Origin of the sequence: Sphingomonas sp. OK281, from assembly GCF_900115295.1 — a bacterium.
In the GTDB taxonomy this organism is placed as follows: Bacteria; Pseudomonadota; Alphaproteobacteria; order Sphingomonadales; family Sphingomonadaceae; genus Sphingomonas.
On sequence record NZ_FOVZ01000001.1, the window covers coordinates 1,402,628 to 1,424,740 of the forward strand.

General features: G+C 65.6%; 12 protein-coding genes. 6 read left to right on the forward strand and 6 right to left on the reverse strand.

Features of this window, described 5'->3' with window-relative positions; all coding sequences use genetic code 11:
• The first annotated feature begins 111 nt into the window (after window positions 1-111).
• From BM244_RS06120 to BM244_RS06140, 5 genes are all read left to right on the forward strand, one after another.
• Window positions 112-846: an MBL fold metallo-hydrolase gene (locus BM244_RS06120; RefSeq protein WP_254784290.1), complete on the forward strand. Its 735-nt coding sequence runs from the start codon at window positions 112-114 to the stop codon at window positions 844-846.
• A 90-nt stretch (window positions 847-936) separates the two neighbouring features.
• Window positions 937-1,812: an SDR family oxidoreductase gene (locus BM244_RS06125; RefSeq protein ID WP_093397981.1), complete on the forward strand. Its 876-nt coding sequence runs from the start codon at window positions 937-939 to the stop codon at window positions 1,810-1,812.
• 346 nt (window positions 1,813-2,158) lie between these two features.
• A complete protein-coding gene (locus BM244_RS06130) occupies window positions 2,159-3,676 on the forward strand; it encodes an FAD-dependent oxidoreductase (protein WP_093397982.1) in 1,518 nt (505 codons plus the stop codon).
• Window positions 3,661-5,004 carry an alpha/beta hydrolase gene (locus tag BM244_RS06135; protein WP_175518093.1) on the forward strand — a complete coding sequence of 448 codons (1,344 nt, stop codon included), beginning with the start codon at window positions 3,661-3,663 and terminating at the stop codon, window positions 5,002-5,004. Before BM244_RS06130 ends, BM244_RS06135 begins: the two co-directional genes overlap by 16 nt.
• On the forward strand, window positions 5,001-6,548 hold the full coding sequence (locus BM244_RS06140; RefSeq protein ID WP_175518094.1) for a GMC family oxidoreductase: 1,548 nt from the start codon (window positions 5,001-5,003) through the stop codon (window positions 6,546-6,548). The genes BM244_RS06135 and BM244_RS06140 overlap by 4 nt, the downstream gene beginning before the upstream one ends.
• Before the next feature lie 327 nt (window positions 6,549-6,875).
• On the opposite strand, the gene BM244_RS06145 is transcribed toward BM244_RS06140, so the two are convergent.
• The 6 genes from BM244_RS06145 to BM244_RS06170 form a co-directional block, all read right to left on the reverse strand.
• The gene (locus tag BM244_RS06145) at window positions 6,876-7,706 is read right to left on the reverse strand and encodes a 23S rRNA (adenine(2030)-N(6))-methyltransferase RlmJ (RefSeq protein ID WP_093397983.1); all 831 of its coding nucleotides are present in this window, start codon (window positions 7,704-7,706) and stop codon (window positions 6,876-6,878) included.
• A 580-nt stretch (window positions 7,707-8,286) separates the two neighbouring features.
• Window positions 8,287-8,817: a hypothetical protein gene (locus BM244_RS06150; RefSeq protein WP_093397984.1), complete on the reverse strand. Its 531-nt coding sequence runs from the start codon at window positions 8,815-8,817 to the stop codon at window positions 8,287-8,289.
• Window positions 8,818-8,851: 34 nt separating this feature from the next.
• Complete coding sequence (locus tag BM244_RS06155) at window positions 8,852-9,496, reverse strand: hypothetical protein (RefSeq protein WP_139226873.1); 645 nt, start codon at window positions 9,494-9,496, stop codon at window positions 8,852-8,854.
• Between the two features lie 86 nt (window positions 9,497-9,582).
• Window positions 9,583-9,864, reverse strand: a complete 282-nt coding sequence (locus BM244_RS06160; protein ID WP_056052378.1) for a DUF6966 domain-containing protein — start codon at window positions 9,862-9,864, stop codon at window positions 9,583-9,585.
• Window positions 9,861-19,493, reverse strand: coding sequence for a two-partner secretion domain-containing protein (locus BM244_RS06165; protein WP_093397987.1), 9,633 nt, complete (start codon window positions 19,491-19,493; stop codon window positions 9,861-9,863). Before BM244_RS06165 ends, BM244_RS06160 begins: the two co-directional genes overlap by 4 nt.
• Window positions 19,494-19,495: 2 nt before the next feature.
• On the reverse strand, window positions 19,496-21,190 hold the full coding sequence (locus BM244_RS06170) for a ShlB/FhaC/HecB family hemolysin secretion/activation protein (RefSeq protein ID WP_093397988.1): 1,695 nt from the start codon (window positions 21,188-21,190) through the stop codon (window positions 19,496-19,498).
• 531 nt (window positions 21,191-21,721) lie between these two features.
• Here BM244_RS06170 and BM244_RS06175 point away from each other — a divergent pair.
• Window positions 21,722-22,113 (forward strand): PAS domain-containing protein (locus tag BM244_RS06175; protein ID WP_139226874.1); only part of this gene is annotated, 392 nt, incomplete at its 3' end.

Here is a 22,113-nt window from a genome sequence, read left to right on the forward strand (position 1 = left end):
TTGTCGGAGTGACGCCGCGCGTCCCAACTGGCTCGGATGCTGTCGAAGCCACCACCCCGCTCCACGATCTCGCGCGCGCATCAAGGGCCTGCAACGGGAAGGTCGCCCAGCTTGGACGGGTTCTACAAAGCGTTCGGCAAAAAGGACGGCCCGGCAGCTGTCCCGGATATATTGCAGAAAGCAGGCGCGCCGACCGACGCGTTATCGCTCGGCGTCGATGCGCTGCTTGTCCGCATGCCGGGCCGTATGGTCCTCATCGACACTGGCCTGGGCCCCAAGGTTGGTGGCGTCCTGATGCAGAGCCTAGCGCTCGCCAAAGTCTCGCCCGCAGATATTACTGACGTCCTCATCACGCATTCGCACGGCGATCATGTCGGCGGGCTGTCGAGCGCGGACGGCAAACTGGCGTTTCCCAACGCGACGATCCGTATGACGCGCGCCGAATGGGCGTTCATGCAGAGCCAGCCCGGCAATGCAGCGCTAGTCGCGACGATCACGCCGAAGGTCACGCCATTTGATCCTGGCGCGGTGGTGATGCCGGGTATCCGCGCGGTACCGCTGTCGGGGCATACGCCCGGCCATAGCGGCTACGAAATCACGTCAGACAGCCAAAAGCTACTCGATATGGGTGACACTGCTCATAGCGCTATCGTGTCTCTCGCCAGGCCCGAATGGATCATCGGCTACGACACCGACGGCGAGCAGGGGCGCCAGCGGCGGACGGCCGAGCTGGCCAAGTTGGCAGCGAGCGGCGAACATGTGTTCAGCCCGCACTTTCCGTTCCCAGGGCTCGGCCAGATCGTCAAGGCCGGCACTGCTTATCGCTGGCAACCGGTGAAACGCTGACGCCGACGGGACGTCGTCCTCACGTGCGGCCGGCCGGCACGTTATCCCTCCTGAGCCGTTTGCTGCTGATCCCCACCAGCAGGAACCGCTATGACCGACGATCCGCGCACGAGCCAGCCGACAAGTTTTCCTGATGAGCCGCGGCAGCCAAGACCCGGCCTGACGGCGAAGATGCGAACCAAGCCCGATCACGGCGAAGAGAGCTACGTCGGCAAGGGCCTGCTCGAGGGCAAGGTGGCGCTGATAACCGGAGGGGACTCCGGTATCGGCCGGGCAGTGGCGATCGCCTATGCCCGTGAGGGAGCCGACGTTGCGATCTCCTACCTTGCCGACGAGCAAGCTGACGCCGAAGAAACACTGACGTGGGTCGAGAAGGCGGGGCAACGTTGCGTTTTGCTGCCGGGCGATCTTCGCGACCGGGATCATTGCGTAACCCTGGTCGAGCGTACGATCGCGGAACTCGGTGGCATTGATGTGCTCGTCAACAACGCTGCCGCTCAGACAATGAATGAGGGCCTTGATAGCATCGACGACGACGAGATGCAGGCCGCGTTCGCCGCTAACGTCTTTGCCATGATCCGTTTGGCCAAGGCAGCAGCGCCGCACATGAAGCCGGGTTCGGCGATCATCAACACGACCAGCGAACAGGCAAAGGTCGCTGGCAAGAACATGATCGTCTACGCAGCGACCAAGGGCGCTATCTCTAGCCTGACGGTGGGCCTGTCCAACCTTCTATCCGGCGACGGCATTCGCGTGAACGCGGTGGCGCCAGGCCCGATCTGGACGCCAATCCAGCCGATCGCCAAGTCACCGGAGGAACTGGAAACGCTCGGCCAGAACACGCCGCTCGGCCGCGCTGGACAGCCGGGCGAACTCGCTCCCGCCTATGTGATGCTCGCGTCGGCGGAGGGGAGCTACATGTCCGGTAACGTCGTGGCCGTGACCGGCGGGGTTCCGATTTCCTGATTCTGACGGCTCAACCTCGGCCGGCTGCATGTCCGCAGTCAGCTGAGGTGGCCATGGGATCCATAGTGCACCGGGGCTTCCTGATGCTACGGTTGAGCCAGCGTCACCGCTATTACCAGAGCAGAGGGTCGGTGATCCCGCTTGCCCCAGCTAGCAGGCCCAGAACCGCTTCTAAGCACGCTTGTTGTAGCAGACGGTTTCCCAGCCCGAACCATCTCACTTGGCAAGCTTGGTAATCGTTGATGCAAAGCATCTTTGCACTAGAAGCTGCTGACCAAGAACGATTTTACACGGCACCGGATGTCGATCTGCATCGTTCCACTCCGGAATTTCGGAGATTTAGAACATGGCAACGATCGATCTTGGCGGGGGTATACCAGCAGCGGAGCTGCGCGACGACAAACCGCTCGCGGGATCGTTTGGCGGCGACGACATCATCCTGGTCCGCCATGGCGGAAAGGTCTGCGCGTTCGCCGGCAAGTGCACGCATCAGGGCGCGCCGCTTGAAACCGGCATGGTGATCGACGGAACGGTACGCTGCCCGTGGCACCACGCCCGCTTTTCGCTCGAGGACGGCGAGGCGCTATCGGCGCCCGCGTTCACACCGCTCGACATGTTCACCGTCGTCGAGGCGGACGGTGTCGTCACCGTCACCGTCACCGGCAAAGCGGAAGGACCGCGCCCCGCGCCATCGGCCCCGTCGATCGGCAGGGTGGTCATCGTAGGCGGCGGCGCTGCGGGGCATGCCTGCGCCGATATGCTGGCGCGCTCGGGGCTCGGCGACGATGTCACGATCCTGTCCGACGATGCCGACGCGCCCTATGATCGTACCACGGTCTCGAAGGACTATCTGGCGGATGATGCCGAGCGCGAAGACACCGCGCTGCTCCAACCAGGCCTGGGCCGCGGTCCTGCCCCCAAGGTCCTCGCCGGCGTCGCAGTCGCGTCGATCGACGTCGGCAGTCGTGCCGTGGTCACCGCCGACCAGGACCGCGTGCCGTACGACGTCCTCGTGCTCGCCACCGGTGCAACGCCGATCACGCCGGACACGGTAAAGTCAGCGGAAAACGTCTTCGTCCTGCGCACACTCTCAGACGCCGACGCACTCAAAGCCGCCGCAAAGGACGCGGAGCGCGCGATCGTATTAGGCGCGAGCTTCATCGGGCTCGAGGCCGCCGCATCGCTGACCCAGGCCGGGCTCGCCGTCACTGTGATCGCCAGGGACAGTGTTCCGCTCGCCAAGGTCGCCGGGCCCGAAGTTGGCAAGTTCGTGCAGGCGCTCCACGAGGAGAAGGGCGTCACATTCCATCTCGACCGTAATCTCACCCGGTTCGACGGTCACACCGCAACGCTAGACGACGGCACGACGATCGAAGGCGACCTGCTCGTCGTCGGTGTCGGTGTCGAACCACGGATCGACCTCGCCAGAGAGGCCGGGCTGACGATCGCCGACAACGACGCAGGTGGCGGCGTTGTCGTCGACGCGCAGCTGAGGACGTCGGTTGCCGGGATCTACGCGATCGGCGATATCGCGAACTACCCCGACCCGCGCCTCGGCCATCCGGTCCGCGTCGAGCACTGGGTCCACGCCCAGCGGCAGGGCCAATGGCTCGCGCGTTCGCTGCTCGGCGCGGTGACCGGCGGCTATGGCGACACGCCGTTCTTCTGGACCGGACAATACGCCACCAGCCTCCATTATGTCGGCCACGTCGCCAAACCCGACCACCGCCGTATCGAGGGCAATGTGGCCGAAGGCGACTTTGCGGTATTCCTGACGGAGGACGGCAAGGAGCAAGCCGTGATGACCTGTGGCGACCATGACGAGATCGCGCTCGAAAAGGAGGCAGCATGGGACGCGAAGTAATGCGCCCCACGCTGTTCTTCCTGCACGCGCTGGGCGGCAGCGCCCGGTCCTGGGATGCGGTGATCGCGCAACTCGGCGAGTTCGACTGCCGACCGCTCGACCTGCCCGGCTTTGGTGCCGCTTCGAGCGCGACGGGGTTCTCGGTCGAGGCAATGGCCGACACGATCGCCGCGCAAATCCGCGCGCACGGTACGGACCGCTGGATGCTGGTCGGGCACAGCATGGGCGGCAAGGTCGCAACGATCTTGGCGCGGCGATCGGAAGCAGGACGGCTCCCCGGACTGGCCGGAATAGTGCTGATGGCCGCGTCGCCCCCCTCGCCCGAGCCGATCGACGACGAACGCCGCGCGACGATGATCCGCTGGGTGATGCTGGGCCCGGTCGGTCCCGAAGACGCATGCGAATTCGTCGACCAGAACATCGCTGCCCCACTTCTACCCGCCGTCTATGAAGCTGCGGTCGCCGACGTCCAGCGCGCCGATCCCCAGGCATGGCGAGCGTGGCTCGAACACGGCAGCCGCGAGGACTGGTCGGATGCAGTCGGCAGGCTCGCCACCCCGGCGATGATCGTCGCAGGTGCCGAAGACGGCGATCTGGGCGAGGCGAATCAGCGCAAGCTGAACATGCCGCATTACGCCCATGCCCGGTTCGAGAGCATAGCCGGTGCCGCGCATCTGCTCCCAATCGAGCAGCCCGAGAGCGTTGCCCGTCTGGTCCGCAATCACGCCGACACCGTTGGTCAGGCAAGTGTCCGCGCCGACTATGCGCGCCTGATCGCCTCCGACCGCGTCAGCGCTCGCACCCGCGCCACGCTTGCCGAACGCGCGATCGCAGACGACCCCGACTATCTGCCTAAGTCCCTGACCATGCCACAGCTTGAAAATCTGCGCGCGCTCGTCGACCGCGTGATTCCCCAGTACGGCATCGACCTCGCCGCACGGATCGACGCGCAACTCACGACCGGCGACGGGGATGGCTGGCGGTTCGCCGCCCTCCCCGCCGATGCCGAAGCCTACCGCGCCGGTCTGGATACGCTCGATGCACTGGCTAACGAGACGTTCGCCAAGCTTGAAGGCGAGGTCCGCGACGCGCTGCTCCACAGGATCGAAGCCGCCGACTGGTCTGCCAAGACGCCACTCACGCCTGAGCAGATGATCCTATGGTTCGAGGACGTCCGTGCCGATGCCGTGCGGCTGTGGCTCGCGCATCCGGCGACGATGGCACGGGTCGGCTATGACGGCTTTGCCATTGGCGGCGATGGTATCCGCAAACAGGGCTACGCGCTGACCGCGGCCGATGAACGCGAAGGCTGGGAGCCCGCACGATGAACCTCGACCAGATGCGCGCCTATGCCGAGACCGATGTCGTCGATGTCGTGGTGGTCGGCACCGGCGCCGGCGGTGCACCGTTGCTGGCCCGCCTCGCCAAGGCTGGCTTGAAGGTGGTCGCGCTCGAAGCCGGCCCCAATGGCGAGCCCGAACGGCATACGCCGGATGAACTCGCCGCGAGCGATATCTACTGGATCGATGAGCGGCTGAGCGACGGCGCGATGCCGCAGGCGTTCGGCGGCAACAACAGCGGCACCGGTGTTGGCGGGTCGACGCTGCACTGGGGTGCGTTCTGCCCCCGCCCCGACCCCCGCGACATGCGCTTGAAGACGCTGACCGGCCAAGGCGAAGACTGGCCGATTGAGCATGCCGAGCTGATCCACTATATCGAAAAGGTCGAGGCGTTCATCGGCGTTTCCGGCCCCGCCGATTACCCCTGGGACCCGGGCCGCCGCTACCAGCTGCCCGCGGTCAAGCGCAACGCGCCTGCCGATGCGATGGCGGCAGGGTGCGCGGCGGTCGGCATCACCGCGACTGACGCACCCGCCGCGCTTGTCTCGCGCGACTGGCGACAGGAAGGCGGCGGAGTGCGCCAGGCCTGTATCAATTGCGGCGCCTGCCACCAGGGGTGCCGCAATCGCGCAAAGGCGTCGATGGATACGACCTACCTCCCGCTTGCCGTCGCCGCGAGCGCCGAGATCCGCCCCGACTGCCGGGTGACTGGGATCGAGCGCGATGCCACCGGCCGGATCGTCGCGGTGATCTACCATCGCGGCGGGCGGGAGCATCGCCAGCGCTGTGCCGCGGTCGTGCTTAGCGCAGGCGGCGTCGAGACGCCGCGCCTGCTACTCCACATGGGGATTGGCAACGCCAGCGGTCAGGTCGGACGCAACTTCATGGCGCACGTCGCGACGCAGGTCTGGGGTCGGTTCGCCGCCGAAATGCGCTGCAACCGCGGCTATCCCTCGTCGCTGATCAGCGAGGATATGCTGCGCCCGGAAGGCGCAAACTTTGTCGGCGGCTATCTCATGCAGAGCCTTGGCGTACAGCCCGTCACGCTGGCGACGTCCTTTGCGCGCGGCGGCGGGCGCTGGGGCCAGGGGCTGGTCGACGTGATGGACAAATATCTTCACCTCGCGGGCATCGGCATTAATGCCGAATGCCTGCCGAGCGACAACAACCGGCTAGTGCTCGCCGACGAAACCGACGCGTTCGGTGTGCCCAAGGCCCGCGTGACGTTCGCCTATGGTGCCAACGAGCAGGCGATCGACAAACACTCGGTCGCGACGATGACCGCGATCTGGCAAGCGGCCGGCGCGCAGGACATCGTCACCCTGCCCCGCGCCGCACATACCATCGGCACCTGCCGGATGGGCGCGAGTGGCGACACCGCGGTTGTTGATCCGTGGGGCCGGAGCTTCGACATCGACAATTTGTGGATTTGCGACAACTCGGTCTTCCCGAGCTCGCTCGCCGCCAACCCGGCGCTCACCATTATGGCATTGAGCCTGCGTACCGCGGATCGGATACTCGGGAGCGGTTGAGAATGGCGGGTACGGCAGGCCTCAGCCCCGGACGTTCAGCGGCGGTTTTGCGCCTACCAAATCCAGACATCCGTTTATGTCAGCCCTACGCGTCGACAAGCGGCTTTGAGAGTCAAGAGGCGAGACTTAGTTGCCGTACGTAGCGTTCGGCAGTCGACTGTTATTCGGGAAAGCAGACCTATCAGCCCTCCCCGGTGAACGCGGAGCACGAGCAGCGACGGTCACCAGCCAATCTCTGACCGCAAGTGATTCTATCAAGATGCTCTGCTTTAAACCTGCCGCGCGATAATTCCTCCTTTGGAAGAAGGCGGTGATGCAGATTTTACTTTAATCGCTCAGCCAAGCTGTTGTGATCTCGCCCCGATGTCCCTCCGGTGCCAGCACGGCGCGCAGGGCGTCGAGCAGAGGTGGCAGGGCCTGCGTGAAGGCGTAGGGCGGGTTGACGATATAAAGGCCTGCACCATTATAGATGCCGGGCTGATCGTCATCGTACAACCAATGCTCAACCTTCAGCAGTTTCGGTATGCCGAGCTTGCGCAACTGCTCCGTCCACCGCGAATGCGTGGCGCGGTCTTTCAGCGGATACCAGATTACCGTCACGCCATGTGCCCATTTGCGGTGAGCGGCGGCCAGGGTGGCTGTGATACGCTCGCGCTCATCGGGCTGCTCGTACGGCGGGTCGACCACTACCACGCCGCGCGCGGTTCGGGGCGGCAACATCGCCAGCCAAAACTCGTAAGCGTCGCGCTCATGCACGGCAGCGGATGTGCCGCGCATCACGCCGCGCAGGGTATAGGCGTCCTCGGGATGTTTTTCGTTCAGGATCAGGAAATCCTGCGGGCGCAGAAGCTGCACCAGGATCCGCGGCGATCCGGGGTAGAAGTGCGGCACGGCCTCGGCATTCACCGCCTGCACGCTGGCCCGGTATTCGTTCAGCAACGGGTTCAGGTCGGCAAAGGCCCGCAGCACGCCCTGCGTGGACTCGCCTGTGCGTTGGGCGTCCTCGCCGTCAAGGTCGTACAGCCCGCAGCCGGCATGGGTGTCGATCAGTGTCAACGGGCCCTGTTTCTGCTGCAGAGCCCGCACGAGCGCGATTAGCACGCCGTGCTTCACGACATCGGCGCTGTTGCCAGCATGGAAGGAATGGCGATAATTCATAGCTTCTCAAAATCCGTACGATCTACCTTTATGCGTGCTGCTGAGCGCGTTTGCCGAGCGCGAGGCGACCGAAATAACTGATTCGGTGCTACTATAAAGTCGTGCGAAAACCTTCAACGCACTTGTGAGCGAGGCCTCAAGCCCGAGTCAGCGATCGTCCTCCGAAGCGGAGATGCGATGCTCCGAAGAGCGGGGCTGACCCACAAGTGGACGTTCGAAGCGACTGAAGCGTCTCCCGAAACCAGCCGTTCGTTCAGGTACGGCGTGACAGCAAAGGGGCCGCAATCCGGCGGCTTTTACCGGATGGGAGGGTGAGATGAGAAGTCGCGCCCGGCCAATGGCTCCTGCGGCCGTTGATTGAGGCGGCGTGGTCTGTTCCGTATCATCAAGAAGATGGCATGCGCTATCTGGCTCGCGCCGAAATTTAGCGTGCCGATGTCCAATTTGGTCGCATCTGTCGCGACTAAGGGTCGACAATCGCCAGCTGCGGCAACGTCGCTTAGGTATTCTTGAGACGCGGGTGCGATCAGCGCGCAAGAAGCCGGATTATAAAGTCACACCAGATATACCGCGACCGTCATCACGTCCGAGCCCAACCCGAGTACGATGCCTTTCCGCTAGACATATCAATCACGAATGTGTCGCCGTTCCACCGGCTGGCGTAATAGTTTCCGTCCGCCTCGAACACGCTGACGAAAGGCTCGCTGGTCACGGTCGCGTGATCGAAAGGATGCGTTCTGGAATCGGTCGTCCCGGCCTCAGCTGCGATCTGCCACATAGGCGCGCCACGTACGTCGCAGCGGAATACCTCGCGTCCGACAATCGCCGATACCGTCGGGTCGTTCGCATTGTCCGACAGAAAGACTACCAACTGTCCGCCGTCCTCGAGAAGCACTCGGGTGTTGATGGTCCACCGCCCATCCGCGATCGCAGCCGCAACGTCCGACGACGTGCCGTGGGACGGCGCGGCATCGACATGGTGCGCCGGCGCCGTCCACTCGCCGATACCCCACCCCTCCGCTTTCGCGGTTAATGAGGTACTGAGCGGCTGGCCCAGAGTGACGATCCCCATCTCAGCGGTAAACAGGACACCGAGTCCGGTGAGCGACACGAGCAGCGTTTCCCACGCCTGATCATCACCACCCCTATCGTATGGATGGTCGCGAAGATGCTTGAGGTGGGATGTCGACGTACGATCTCCACCCTCGATCGTCGCGACCTTCCCCGATTAGCGCCTCTACGAACCATAGAACCAGATCCTTCCAGTCCGAACGATCCTCGATGTCGTTAAGCAGACGGGCGGGTGCGCGAGCCGTTCGGGTAAGTATGAACAGGGTGTCCTGCACAGCGTGGAGGAGCCGGTCGCGTTCGGACGGCCCCCGCCTGGCAACGTCGGTACGATTGCCTTCGTCGGTATTCGAAGGCGGCTTCGTCACCTCACCCTCGCGCCGTCGGCGAACAAGCTCATGCAGCGCGAGCAACGCAGCTTGCAGGGCGTGGTCGAAAGCAAGTCGCTCCGTGTTGCCCTGCGGCTGATAGGTACTGGCGCCGTCGAGCGTCATGACATGGCTGTCGAATTGATCGAACCATTGCTCGTCGCCCGGCTCCAGGGCGTCCCTCAGGCGCAGCAGCAGTTCGGTCGTGACGGCTGCCTCATCGGGGGTGAAACGGCCTAGGGCGGACTCCATTTCCGACAGGATTGCAGCGCTCGCCACGCTCATCGCTGCCGCCCCGGGATTACCACCAAACTCGGCAGTCTTTGGATAGGCCAGCGTGTTGTTGATCCTCATGTTCAGCCGCGCGCTTCCGTGCATAGGTTCGCACTTCCTGAGGGACGTGGCCACGTCGATGCCACTTTTGCGGCAACGCAATATACTCAATTACGACTATTCTGACATAGTTCGTACAATTCAGACCTTAGCGCGTCGAACTCCTCATTTTCTTGAAATTGAGGTTGCCCCGCCTCGTAGAGAATCACGTCGTTGAGCGACCCCATACCTCCATACATGCCAATGATGGCACTCACCCCTTCGTGAAAATCGCGCTCCAAATTCCCGGCGGCACGATCGAGCGACGCTCCGACGTGGTCGGAATTACCCTGCCGAGCCAATTGGCTCATGCGTTTCAAAATATAGGATAGTCTATCAATTACGCTCATTTTATCGGCTTTCTTCCTACTACCTCAACACCCTTGACGATCCAGGGCTTGACCACAACTATTTGATCCGCGCCGCCGGCATACAGACTTCCTTGGCTTCCGATCTTACCGACATAAACCTCGGTCCCGGCAGGAATTTTGACAGCGAAAGAGGTGTCTAGAGGCGAAGTCGCGCCGTTCGGCCAAGTGGGCGGAACCGCACTATCAATACGGGTTTGCAATACGCCCTGAGCCTCGGCTCGGCTGAAGAATTGCCCTAAGGGTTGATCGGCAGTTCCTGCACGATACAAGATCGTATCTTGCGTGAGCGTAACGACGTCATATCGTCCACCGGAAAACGTTTCCGCCAAATTGCTCTGTAATGGCCCGGCTTTACCAACCTTTACGAGACCAGTGTACGTGCCCTTGAAATCACCCAATCCGGTAGAGAGCGGACTCGCTCGACCGAGGGCACTTTCTGCGGCGGCCATAGGCTTGACGACCATTCCAGCGTTGGCTGGCGACAGCGCATCGATGGCAGCACGATTGATCGCCGCGTCCTCAACCCCGCGAGCGGTGATCCGAGCGCCGACAAACCCCCGAGCGTCGCCCGCCAGCCCGACGATGCGCCCCGCTGCGAACTCGGCGGCGGGCCCGCTACCGATGGCAACGAGCCCTTGGGTCGCTCCTGAGGTGCACGCTGCTGTTGCGTTGTTGACGAGGCAATTGTCGATGCCCTGAGCGATGGCGCCGGGCAGGCCGAGCAGCCCGTTGCCCAATGCTTCCGCATCGCGCTCGGCAGCGCCGGGATTGAGGATTCGCCCGATTGCCGAACTGTCGTAGGCGAACTGGCCGAGCGCGTAGGCGCCGTTTACCGCGCCAACCGCCGAACTCTTCAACCCGGACCCCACACCGATGCCCGCCTGACGGAAGGTTTCGAGACCGGTGAGGCTGGTGACGAGCAGATCGGACTGTGTGTTCGAAGGCAGGCCGGACGTTGCGTAGGCGCCCAACCACGTTAGCGGATTGTCGAGGGAAGCAGACGGCATCAACCAGGAAAGGTCGCTCTCGACACCCGGGCGAACGTCCGACGGGACGCCGTTAAGCGCGGAGGCCAATTGATCGCCAGTACCCTGTCGCTGTGTATAGGCGGCGACCCCGTTTGCTACCTGGGTGTCGGTGATCGCCTGGCCGGTCGCCGCCGCGTCTGACGCGAGCTGCATGTAAATCTCCGCGATCGCGTTCTTGTCGCCGCTGCCGAGCGCCCTCGAAATGCTTTTGAGCACCGGCGCCCACGTCTTAGGATCCCGCACCAGCATTTGCTCGACCGTCAGCGGGCTGCACCCGCTCGTGGTACCTGCGACGCACACCGCGCCGTAGCGGGTGCGGGTCGTCGCATTGTTGGACGTTTCGATCGAAGCCGAAGTGACGGCGGCGTTAGCATCAAGGCCTGCGCCGGAGGCGATGCCGGCGACGATCGTCGCAATCAGGGTATTGCGTCCCTGTTGATCGATGGCGCTGAGCGGCCGTCCATCGGCATCGGTTGCAGTGCTCGTGCCGACGCTGAGAAGGTTGTTGAGCACCACACTCCCCGCCGCGCCGAGCGCTGCGCCGCCACAGGCACCCGATCCGCCCGCGACGCTTCCCGCGCACGCGGTCAGTGCCTGAAGCGCGCTACGTGTCGCTTCGCGGCCGGTTTCCGAACCGTAGGTGCTCGTCGGCAGCGCATCGACGAGCGCCTTGACCTGCTGCGTTCCCAACCCTTGCAGCACGTTTACCGCACTTGCCTGTACCAGCCCTCCGAGCGATCCAGTGACGTTGCTTCCCGCCGCGCCGTTCAGCGCGGTCAGCACCAATCGCCCGGTGCCGCCCGCCGTCCAGGTTGCGTAGGGATTTTCCGTGGGCGCGGCATCGGGGTTGGCCTTCGTCCACTGGTCCGCCTTGCGGCCCTGTTCGGTCAGGAACGTGCCCGTCTGGTTCGCCAGCTGGCCCGCGGCGGCGAAGCCAAGCGCGATCTCCTCGCGCTTGTTCGCGTCGTATTGTTGCGTCAGCGCGCCGGCGTTCGCGCTCAAGGTGTTGCGGCCGATCATCGCCGCCACGTTGCTGCTCGCCGCGTCGCCGCTGCTGATGTCGATCATCCCCGGCGCGATTCCGGATAGCGTCGTGCCCGACTGGCTGCCCTTCGCCCCCAACGCGGCCGGCGGGGTTGCGCTGACCGTGCCGATGCCGGTGCGTATGCCTGCGACCGGGTTGGCGCCCGACGCATCCGCCTGGCCGCTGCCGTTCTTGCCGATGTTGCCCAGCCCGCCGCCGATGCTAAGCGAATTGGCGCTGTAGCGCTCGCGGTTGGCGAGATCGCTGGCGGTCAGCGTGCCGGTTGACAGCCGGTTCGCTTCCGCTGGCGCGTCGCTCGCGATCACCCCGCCGACGAGGTCGGTGTTGCCCCTCACGTTGAGGTCATAGCCGCGCGCACCGGCGTAGATGCCGGACTGCTCGGCGACGCTCGTGAAGTCGCCGTTCTGCCGTTCGCGCGACAGGTTGCCCGCGATGCCGGCCGCGCCGCCGACAGGCGCCTGCACCGACAGGCCGAAGCCATTCTGCTTCGACGCGTAGGTCGACGTGTCCTGCTCGCTGCGGATGGCGAGGCTCGCGGCATCCACCGCCACGCGCTCGCCGGCGACCTGCGCACCCTGCAGCGTCAGCGCGCCGCCGGTGTTGATCGTCAGGTCGCGGCCCGCGGTCAGCGTCGTCTCGGCGTGGCGCACGTCGGTGCCCGACGCATTGCCTTTGCTCGTGTTGAACGACGCGTTGGGAGTCACGCCGCCGGCCAGGCCGAAGTCTACCCCGACGGAGAAGCCGGACGAGCTGTTCTTCTGTGCCAGAGTGTCGGTCTCGGTCGCGGAGCGCAGCGTGATCGCGCCGGGCGCCGACAGCGTCAGGTCGCGCGTCGCGTCGATCTGGCTGCCCTGGACCGCGATCGTCGAGGCTGGACCTGCGCCGCGCGCCGCGATCGCCACGTCGTTGCCGGCGATCCGGCTGGCGACGTTGGTCTCGTCGCGCGTGTTCGAGGTCGCCTTGCTGCTCGATACGCCGAAGCTGACGCCGACCGCAGCGAGGTTGGTGATGCCACCCTTGAGCGCATCCGCGGCGTTGTAGGCGGCCAGTCCGCCTGCGAGTCCGGCCACTGCGCTCGTTCGCGCGTTCGTATTGGCGTTGCCGAGGATGCGGCCTGAATCGCGTACGCCCTGCAAGCCGCTGAGCACGGGGCTCTGCGCGCCGACGCTGATGCCGATGCTCGACGATTTGTTGAGCGTGTCGGTGGTCGTCACGTCGGTCGCATTGCGGATCGCGACGCTCTCGCCGGTCAGCCGGGTGAGACCGGTGCCGGTCACCTGGCTGCCGGTCACGGTCAGCGCGCGACCGGCGTCGAGCGTCACGTCGCCCGCGGTCGATCCGATCAGCGAGCCGGTGTTCGTGATGCTAGTGGTGTTCACGTCGTTGCGGTTCTTGGCGACGCCCAGGAACAGGCCGCCGCCACCGATCGACAGCCCGCTCTTCTTGACGCGTGTCGATTGCGCCTCGGTGTCGGTCGCGGTCAGCGTGCCGACGTCGATCGCGCCACCCGCGGCGATCGACACGCCATTGTCCGCGACGACGTTTGATCCGGCGATCCGCGTGTCACCCGTGCTGCCCAGCGCGACAGTGTTGCCCGACAGCGTCGACGCGACGACGCTCTGATCGGTGCCGTTATAGGTCGTGGTGGTTTTGGTAGAGGACAGGAAACCGCCCGACTTCTTCAGTGTGTCGCGTTGAAGCTGCGTGCTGTCGACCACGCCGGTCACGCCGATGCTGCCTGCGTCGAGGGTGAGCGCGCGGCCGGCCGTGATCGTGCCGCCGTTCACCGTCAGCGCACCCGGCGTCGCCATCGTGACGTTGCCGCCCGCACTCAGATCCGACAGGACGTTGCTGCGTTCCGACTGGGTCTGCTTGAACTGCGTCTTGCCTTCGCGACCGATCGCGAACGCGGTGCCGCTGTCGGTCGCACTGCCGATCACGATGTTCTGCCCCGCTGAGGCGACCAGATTGCCGCCTGCCGCCGCGCTCGCGCCGGTGACGGACAGCGTCCGTCCCGCCAGCAGATCGAGGTTCCCGGTAGCAGCGATATCGCTGCCGCGATTGGTCGTGGTGGTCGTCAGCGAGACCTGCTGATCCGAGCGTCCGGCATAATAGCGCGTGGCGACGGTGCGCGTCGTCGCAACCGGAGCGAGCGTCAGATCGCGACCCGCCGCCAGCGTCAGGTCGCCGCCGGTGATCGTACCGCCACGGTCGATCAGGTCGCCGGCCGCGGAGACGATACCGCGGCTGCCCAGATCGAGCCGACCGCTGTTGACGATCGTGCCGCCTACCAGCGTGCCGCTGGCGCTCGCACGGATGACGCCCGCATTGGTCAGCGAGTCCGATGCGCGCAGCTGGATATCGCGCCCGGCGATGATCGCGCCGCCGCTGGTCAGATCGCCGGCTGCGGCCTTAGTCAGGTATACGCGCGGCGCGAGCACCGTCTGCGGCCCCGACGGGGTCTGCACAATGGTCTCCACGAGCAGCACGATGTCGCTGGTCAGCGTTGCCATCTGCGTCGGCGACAGCGAGACACCGAGCGCCAGATTGTATGTCTTTGCGAAGGTCGCCCCCGCATCGAGCAGCGCACGATACTGACCCTGGTTGTCGCCATAGCCGATCAGCCGCTGCGCGCCGACCAGCGCGACAAGCTGGTTCGCGATCAGCTGCTGCTCGTAGAGCCCGTCGCCGAGCCGGCGCTGCACGCGCGACGGATCATAGCCGAGCTTGTCGAGGAAATAGTCGCTCGAGAGGAAGGTGTCGTAATTGTTGAACCGCGGGTCCGCCTGGACCAGCACCTGCGAGCTCGAGCTGGCGAACTGGAACAGTCCGCCCAGATCGAGCGTCGCACTGCCCGCACCACCGCTCGCGCGATCAGTCGGCGGTTTCACTGCGAATCCAAAGGTCGGATCGATCGCGGTGCCGGCGATCACGCCGGGCGCGCCGCCCGGTGCGACTACCGCGCCCGTGGTCACAACAGCGACGGCGCCACCGGCCGTCACGGCACCGGGCCGCGCGCTCGCGGCGAAGATGTCGGCGGTGCCGCCACCCGGAACCAGGACGAGATTGTCGATGCTCACCGCGTCGATCGTCAGCGTTCCAGCCGCTGTGATGGTCGAGGGAATGGTGAAGGTCGGGAGCGCGTCGACGCTGGTGAACGGCGTCGTCGAGCGCGTGTCCCAGTCGCCGCAGATGAACAGGAAGCAGTTGCGCTTCTCGTCCTTGATCGTGCCGACCTGCGTCGTGGTGTTGTAGCCGGTGAAGGCCGTGTTCGTCACAGTCGCGGCGCCGACGTTCAGATTGCCTGATGCGCTTATCGCGGAAAGGTGGTTGACGACGCTGGCAGCGTCGATTCCGATGTTCCCGCCGATGATACGAGCTGCACCGCTGTCCGCTGTGACGCGGGTGTCCTTGACCGTCTCGTCGAACTCGGTGACCGTGCGGTGCTCGCGGTCGCGCCGATCCTCGTCCTCGACGTGGCGGGTAGAGAGCAGCGCCTCTTCGGTCGTGAACACGCTGCGGTCGTTGAGCAGACGGGTAGCAGCGATCGCGATGCTGCCCTGCGCCTGAATGTCCGAGGACAGGTTCTGCAGCGAGCCTGCCCGACCAGTGCCGCCGACGCCGGTGACGGCCAGATTGCCGAGGCTGTAGAGCAGTGCGCCATCGCGGTTGACGATATCGCCGCCGCTCGAGAGCGACAGGAGTCCGCCCCGGGTGGCGATCACCGCGCTGTCGCCCGCGTTGACGATGCCGCCCGTACCGGACAGCGCGACGCTGTCGCCAAAGATCGCGCCACCATTGGCGATCTGTGCGGCGGTCGCCGACACAGCCCCGCCGTTGAGGAGCCCCTGGTTCTCGAACGTCGTGCCCGCAGTCAGCGTCAGCGTCGGCGCGATGATCGTGCCGCCGGCCTGGTTGGCGATGGCCCCGCCCGTGGCGATCCCGATCGCGGTGCCACCCTGGACCGTGCCCGCGTTGGTGAAGCTGCCGCCGATGTTGAGCGTCAGCGCCCCCTGCGTCGCGATCGTCTCGCTGGCGGCGTTGGTCATGTCGCCGGCGATGCCGAGCGTCAGCGCGGTCGGCGCGACCAGCCGCCCTAACGTGCCGCCGCCCGACGTGATATCGAGCAGTCGGCCGCCGGCGAGCGTGCCCGCGCCGGCGCCGCTGCCGCCATCGAGCGTGCCAACATTCGCGATCAAATCGCGGGCGGCGGCGATGCTCCCGCGGTTGGCGAGCATCCCCGTCGCGGTCACCCGCGCATCGCGGTCCGCCCAGATCTGGCCGCCGGTGGCGTTGACGAGGCTTGCCGTCGATAGCGTCAGATCGCCTCCCGCGGCGAGCGTCCCGGCGCCATTATCGACGCTCGTTGCTGTCAAGACGACCGATCCGTCTCCGCCCAATGTCCCGCGGTCGTTGGCCAGCGTATTGACGGTAAAGGTCGCGCCATCGGTGCCCGACGCCAGCAAACCGTTGCGATTATCAAGCGCGCTCGCGGTCACATCGAGCTGCCCACCTGCGACGACGCGACCGCCGGTCGTGATCAGCGAGTCCGCCGCGATCGTCGTCGTGCCGGTCGACTGGATAAGCCCGCCATTACCCGTGAGGATTGCCCGCGCGGCGGTCAGCTTGAGCTTTGCTGCATCGAGCGTGCCCCCCGCCAACGCAATGGCGCCATCGCGCGCGCCGACCGTCAGCGTTCCGCCCGCGGTCAGGCGCGACCCGCCGGCGAGGTTGAGCGAACTCGCGGTGACGGTCGCATCAGTGGCGGCACCGACCAGGACCGATCCGCTGATCGCATCGCGAACGTCGAGCGTCAGCGTTCCAGCTGAACCGGTCGCAACGAGCGTGCCGCCGTCGAGCGCGGCAAGACGCACGTCCAGCGGGCCGGCGGCCTCGATCGACCCTCCGGCGTTGCGGGTCGCACCGGCCCGAAGCGTGAGGCCGCTTCCTGCCGCAATCAGGCCATTCTCGTTCGCCAGATCGCTGGCGATCGTAAGCCCGGCGCCACCCGCCGAGGTGAGCGTGCCACCGGTGTTGGCGAACGTGCCGGCGATCAGCGACAGCGCGCCATTGGTCGCGATCCGACCGCCGCTATTGTCGATCGCACCGGTTCCGGTCAGCGCGAGCGTGCCGGTACCAAGATGCAGGATCGCACCGCCGCGGTTGTCGATCGTCGCCGCGCGCAGCGTCAGATTCTGTCCGCGACCGACGATGTCCGCAGCGTGGCTCAGCCTGCCCGTCGCGGTCAGCGTCAGGTCGCCGCCATTCTCGATCGTCGCGCCGCTGCCGAACGCCAGATCGCCCGCTGTCGCATCGAGCGCGAGCGCACCAAGCGCGGTGATCCGGCTGTCGGTGAGCGCCAGCGTCGTGGCGCCGATCGCGACGGCGCCGTTGCTGCCGATGCGCGTTCCCGCTGCGGTCAAGGCGCCCCGGCTCGCCAGCGTCAGCGTGCCCGATCCGAGCGCGGTCAGGCTGGTGCGATCGAGCGCCACCGATCCGGCCGAGACGCCGAGCGCGCCCCCTGCTTCGACCGTGCCGCCACGCGAGATGAAGGCTCCGGCGTTTATGTCGATAGCGCCGTCGGACGCAACCAGACCGTCCTGCGCGAAAAGGCCCGCAGCCTTAACGCTCGTGCCGCCCTTGCCCGAAATCGTGCCGGTGTTCGCCAGACTGGCCGCGGTCAGGTCGACGCGACCCACGCTCGCGATCAGGCCGGCGTTCGTCACCGCGTCAAGCGTGTCGGCAGTCACGCTGCCACCGCTGACCTGGCCACCACTGCCGATCGTGACGGAGCCAGCTCGCACGACCAGAGCGCTGCCGCCCTGCAAGCCGCCTTCGGTGACGCCGAGCACGCCGCCGACATTGGCGGTAGTAGCCCCGCCACCCGCGACGAGACCCCTGCCGGTGATCGCGAAATCGCCGTCGACATTGACATCGAGCGCCTTGGTCGCCGTGATGCTGCCGGTCGGACCATCGATGCCGAGCGAACCGGCCGTGACCGACACATCGCCGTTGCCGCCGATCTGCCCGCCGCTGCCGCCGATCGCGCCGGTGAAGCCCAGCTTCAGCGCGCCGCTGCCGAGGGCCAATACCGCGCCACGCTCGTTGGCCAGGCTGCTGCCGGTGAGCGTCAGAGCCCCGCCCGACTGAATCACGCCGCCGACATTGGCGACCGCGCCAGACTGCGCGTCGAGCGCCGTCAGCGCGTCGATCGTGCCACCCCTGTTGTCGAGCGTCGCGGTGCGCAACGTCAGCGTCCCGCCGCTCGCGAGTCCCCGGTTCACGATGCTGCCGGCCGTCAGCGACACGGCATCGCGCGCCAGCACCCGCCCCGTCAGCGCCGCCGCACCGCCGACATCGAGGCGCAACGTGCCAGCCTGCGTGACACGTCCGTCGCGGGTCAGCCCGGCAGCAAGCGTGCCACCGCCGCTCAGCGCGCTGGTCGTGATCGTAAGGTCGCTACCACTGCCGATCAGGCCGTTGCCCGTCAGGCTCGCGCCGTTGAGCGTCGTCGTGCCTTCGCCGTAGATCTGGCCGGCGACGTCGAGCGCACCGGTAGTCTCGATCGCGACGGCGGTCTTCGCCGTGATCGCGCCAGGCACCGATATCCTGCCGTCGAACGACAGCGTCACGCCCTGTTCGAGGCCAGCGAGATCGCCTGCGACGTTGACGCCGAGCCCGCGCTCGGTGCCGATCAGCTTGATCGACCGCGCATACATCCCGCCGAGCGCCGCCACGTCGAGCGCGAAAGTGGGCTGGTTCGGCTGTGCTGCGGTGCGCTGCCCGACCACCACGATGTTGCCGTCGCGCGTGATATCGCCTGCGCCGAGGCTGGCGGTCACGGTATCCGCATAGAGGCCGGCGTTGATCGAGACGGCGCGCGCGAACAGGTCGAGCCGCGCGTTCGTCGCGTCGAGCCCGCTGCCGGACACGTCGATCGTGCCGGTCGCCGTCCGGAATCCGCTAAGCGCGCCGGCGCCGTCGACCAAGGGCTGCGCCGCCGCCAGTGTCACGCGCGGCGCGTTGACGAAGCCGCAACCGTTGCACGAGATCCCGTAGGGATTGGCGAGCACCAGATCGGCGGTCTTGCCGGCGACTTCTATGTAGCCGCGCAGGCTCGACGGATTGGCAGCGACCACTTCGTTGATGATCAGCGACGCCCCGCCCGACGCCTTGAGCTGCGCGTTGCCGTCGATATAGCCGGCGAGCCGGCTCTGGACGATCTTGTCGCTGTTGTTGAGGACCACGCCGCGCGCGTCGACGTTGAACGCCTGATAGCGGTTGTAGCTGGTGCCGTTGGCGTCCGGTGTCGCGATCTTGACCACCGGCACGCCGTTCGCGCCGTAATCGAGATGCGTCGCACCACCCGGTACCGGGACGACCGGATTCGCCGCCGGGGCGCCGCCGTCCTGGCCCCGTGCCGGCACCGTCGCGACCAGCAGCAGCGCCGCGAGACCCGCGCCGCCGCCGAGCGGAGACAGCGCGCTGGCCGAACGCATCCGACGACGCAGCACGGCGAAGGTCAGCTTGGTCATGCTCAAAATCCTACCCCGGCGGAAAGGCCGAACCGAACGCGGTTGCGATTGGGGATCTGGCGCCCGAACACCGGACGCGCCCCGAAGACGTCGACGAAGAACGGCCCGCGCCGCGCCCTTAGCCCGAGGCCGGCGCCGCCGCGCGCGCCGGTCCCCTTGCGGACCTCGCCCATGTCGAACAGAACATACGGACGGAACCCATCGGTAATTTTGGCGCCTAGCTCCTGCCGGAGATAGAAGCCGTCACGCCCCAGTTCCGCCGTATCGGTATCCAGGCCACGGATCGTGTACGGACCGCCGATCTGGATGAGGTCGGAGCCGAACAGGTTCCGGTCGCTGACCTGCCCATGAAACTCCGCACGGTAGCCGTCGATGAAGCCTTGCCCCAGGGGCACGGACAACCCGAAATCCGCGCTGACGATCCGGTAGCGCGCGCTCGGCAGCGCATCGGGCCGATCGTCCGGCTGCTTCTGCGCGCCGAGGATGCCCAGACCGAACCGGACGCCCACCGACCCGTCGAACCGCGCCGCGCCGAACGTGCGGCGATCGATCAGCTGCACTTCGAGGTCGGTGAGATCCTGACGCTGGATGCCGATCTCGACGTCGTTGATGAAGTTGCGACCCCATCGCCGCGCCAGCCCGAAACTGATCGAATCCTTCGCCGTCTGATTGCGGTAGAGAACCCGCTCGGCGCCGATCGCGACCCGATCGAGCGTGCCGCGCGTCCCGAAACTGCTGACTTCGCCGACGACGGTCTGGCTGTAGCGATTGGCGGATCCGCTCGCGTTGAACGTCCACCACCCGGCGGGCACGGAGATTGCGCCACCTATGCCGCGGCTATCGGCGGGAATGCCCGGCGAGTCCGTCCGGCGATTATAATAGGCGCTGATGACCTCCGAGAACCCCAACTGCCCGAGTTCGGCGATCTGCGCCGAGCCCTGATAGCGGCCGACCCGTTCGCCGGCGAAGTTATTGATTGACAGAGATCCGGCGATCGGCCGCCCCTGATCGACCTTGACGTCGAGGACCGATTGGCCCGGCGCATCCCCCGGGACGATATCGACGGCGACGGTTCGACCGGGAACGCTGCGCATCTGCTCCAGCCCCTGTTCCAGCGCGCGCAGATCGAGCAGGTCGCCGCGTCCGACCGGCGTCGCGCGGCCCCATATTTTGGTATGTGCGGTTTTGTTGACGCGAATGCCCTCGACGATGCCCGGCACCACGACGATGCGCAGCGTGCCGCTCGCGAGATCCTGTTCGGGCAGGCCCGCGCGCGTCGTCACCAGCCCATGCTCGATGAACGCGCCCTGCAGGCTGCGGATGATGTAATCGAGACCCGCTGTTCCGACGCACCGCCCACGATACTGCGCGACGAACCCCGCCACCCATCGCAGCTTGGCGCGTCCGGCATTCTCGACGACGATATCGCGCACCGTGAAGCAGCTGGCCTCCACCGGGAAAGCCCCTAGCGGCGCCGGTGCGGCACGCTCGATCGTCGCGACGGGCGCTGCCTCCCGCGCTGCCCGTTCCGCCGCCTGCTGCTGCGCGCGGATACGGGCCTGTTCCTGATCGGCGGGCGATGAAACCTGTGCCGTTGCGGCCGTGGATAGCAGAACGACGCCGGTGAATGCCGCGCCCCATATGGCGGGCCGGGGACAAGATCTGCCGTTCGCTCGCTTGGCTGAGCCTGTAGTCATTTACGCCCCGCCTACTGTCTTAAGTTATATTACATTCGAAGTTCATAAATTTACAAGACAGATGTTTGGCGTAAGATGGAATCTTTAGGTTTTAGATAGTTAATAACATTCGTGGCTGAGGCTGTGTGAGCCGAACTAGGATTCAGAATGAACCATTCTCCTACTCGTTTTGATATGCCAGATACCTCGGTCGACCCGCGGAAAGCGGTTAGAGAGACCCCGGCAATAGCCTTCCCGTTACCGGTCGAGCCCGCCCAGTCCCGCTCCGATCGCTTAAAAACTGCGCAATGACCCACAAGCGGACACTCACGAGCCATTTCAGCTTTCCCCATGTCTGCCATTCGTTCAGCTTCCAGCCTGCAGACGGGTCGCCGATTTTCGAACTCAAAGAGCCTTTCTACGCGCGAGCCATGCCGCCCAATGGTCATGCCTTAGTGAGACGAACTCGATCTCTCAGCGGAACGGAAGCCGATCAAAACGATTTAGTCCCGGCACGGAGTTCGGCTGGTCGGCACGCTCCACGGAGGCGTGATGAAGCAGCGGGACGATTGGCATCTGACGGAAGCGCTTGATTACGAGCACGGACGAGCGGACCCTTTTGCTGCGGCTGTTCGAGCTACCCGAATGCCTATGGTTATTACGGACCCCGCGCAGACCGATAACCCGATCGTCTTCTGCAACGAAGCCTTTCAAACGCTGTCGGGCTACGACCGAAGTGAAATCATTGGCCGTAACTGCCGCTTCCTGCAGGGTCCCGGCACCGACCGAGAGCAGGTGGCTAAAGTGCGTCAGGCAATCGACGCCCAGACCGACATTGCCGTGGACCTCCTAAACTATCGAAAGGATGGATCTGCGTTCTGGAACGCGTTGTACCTGAGCCCTGTACGCAATGACGCCGGCAAAGTTGTATTCTTCTTCGCCTC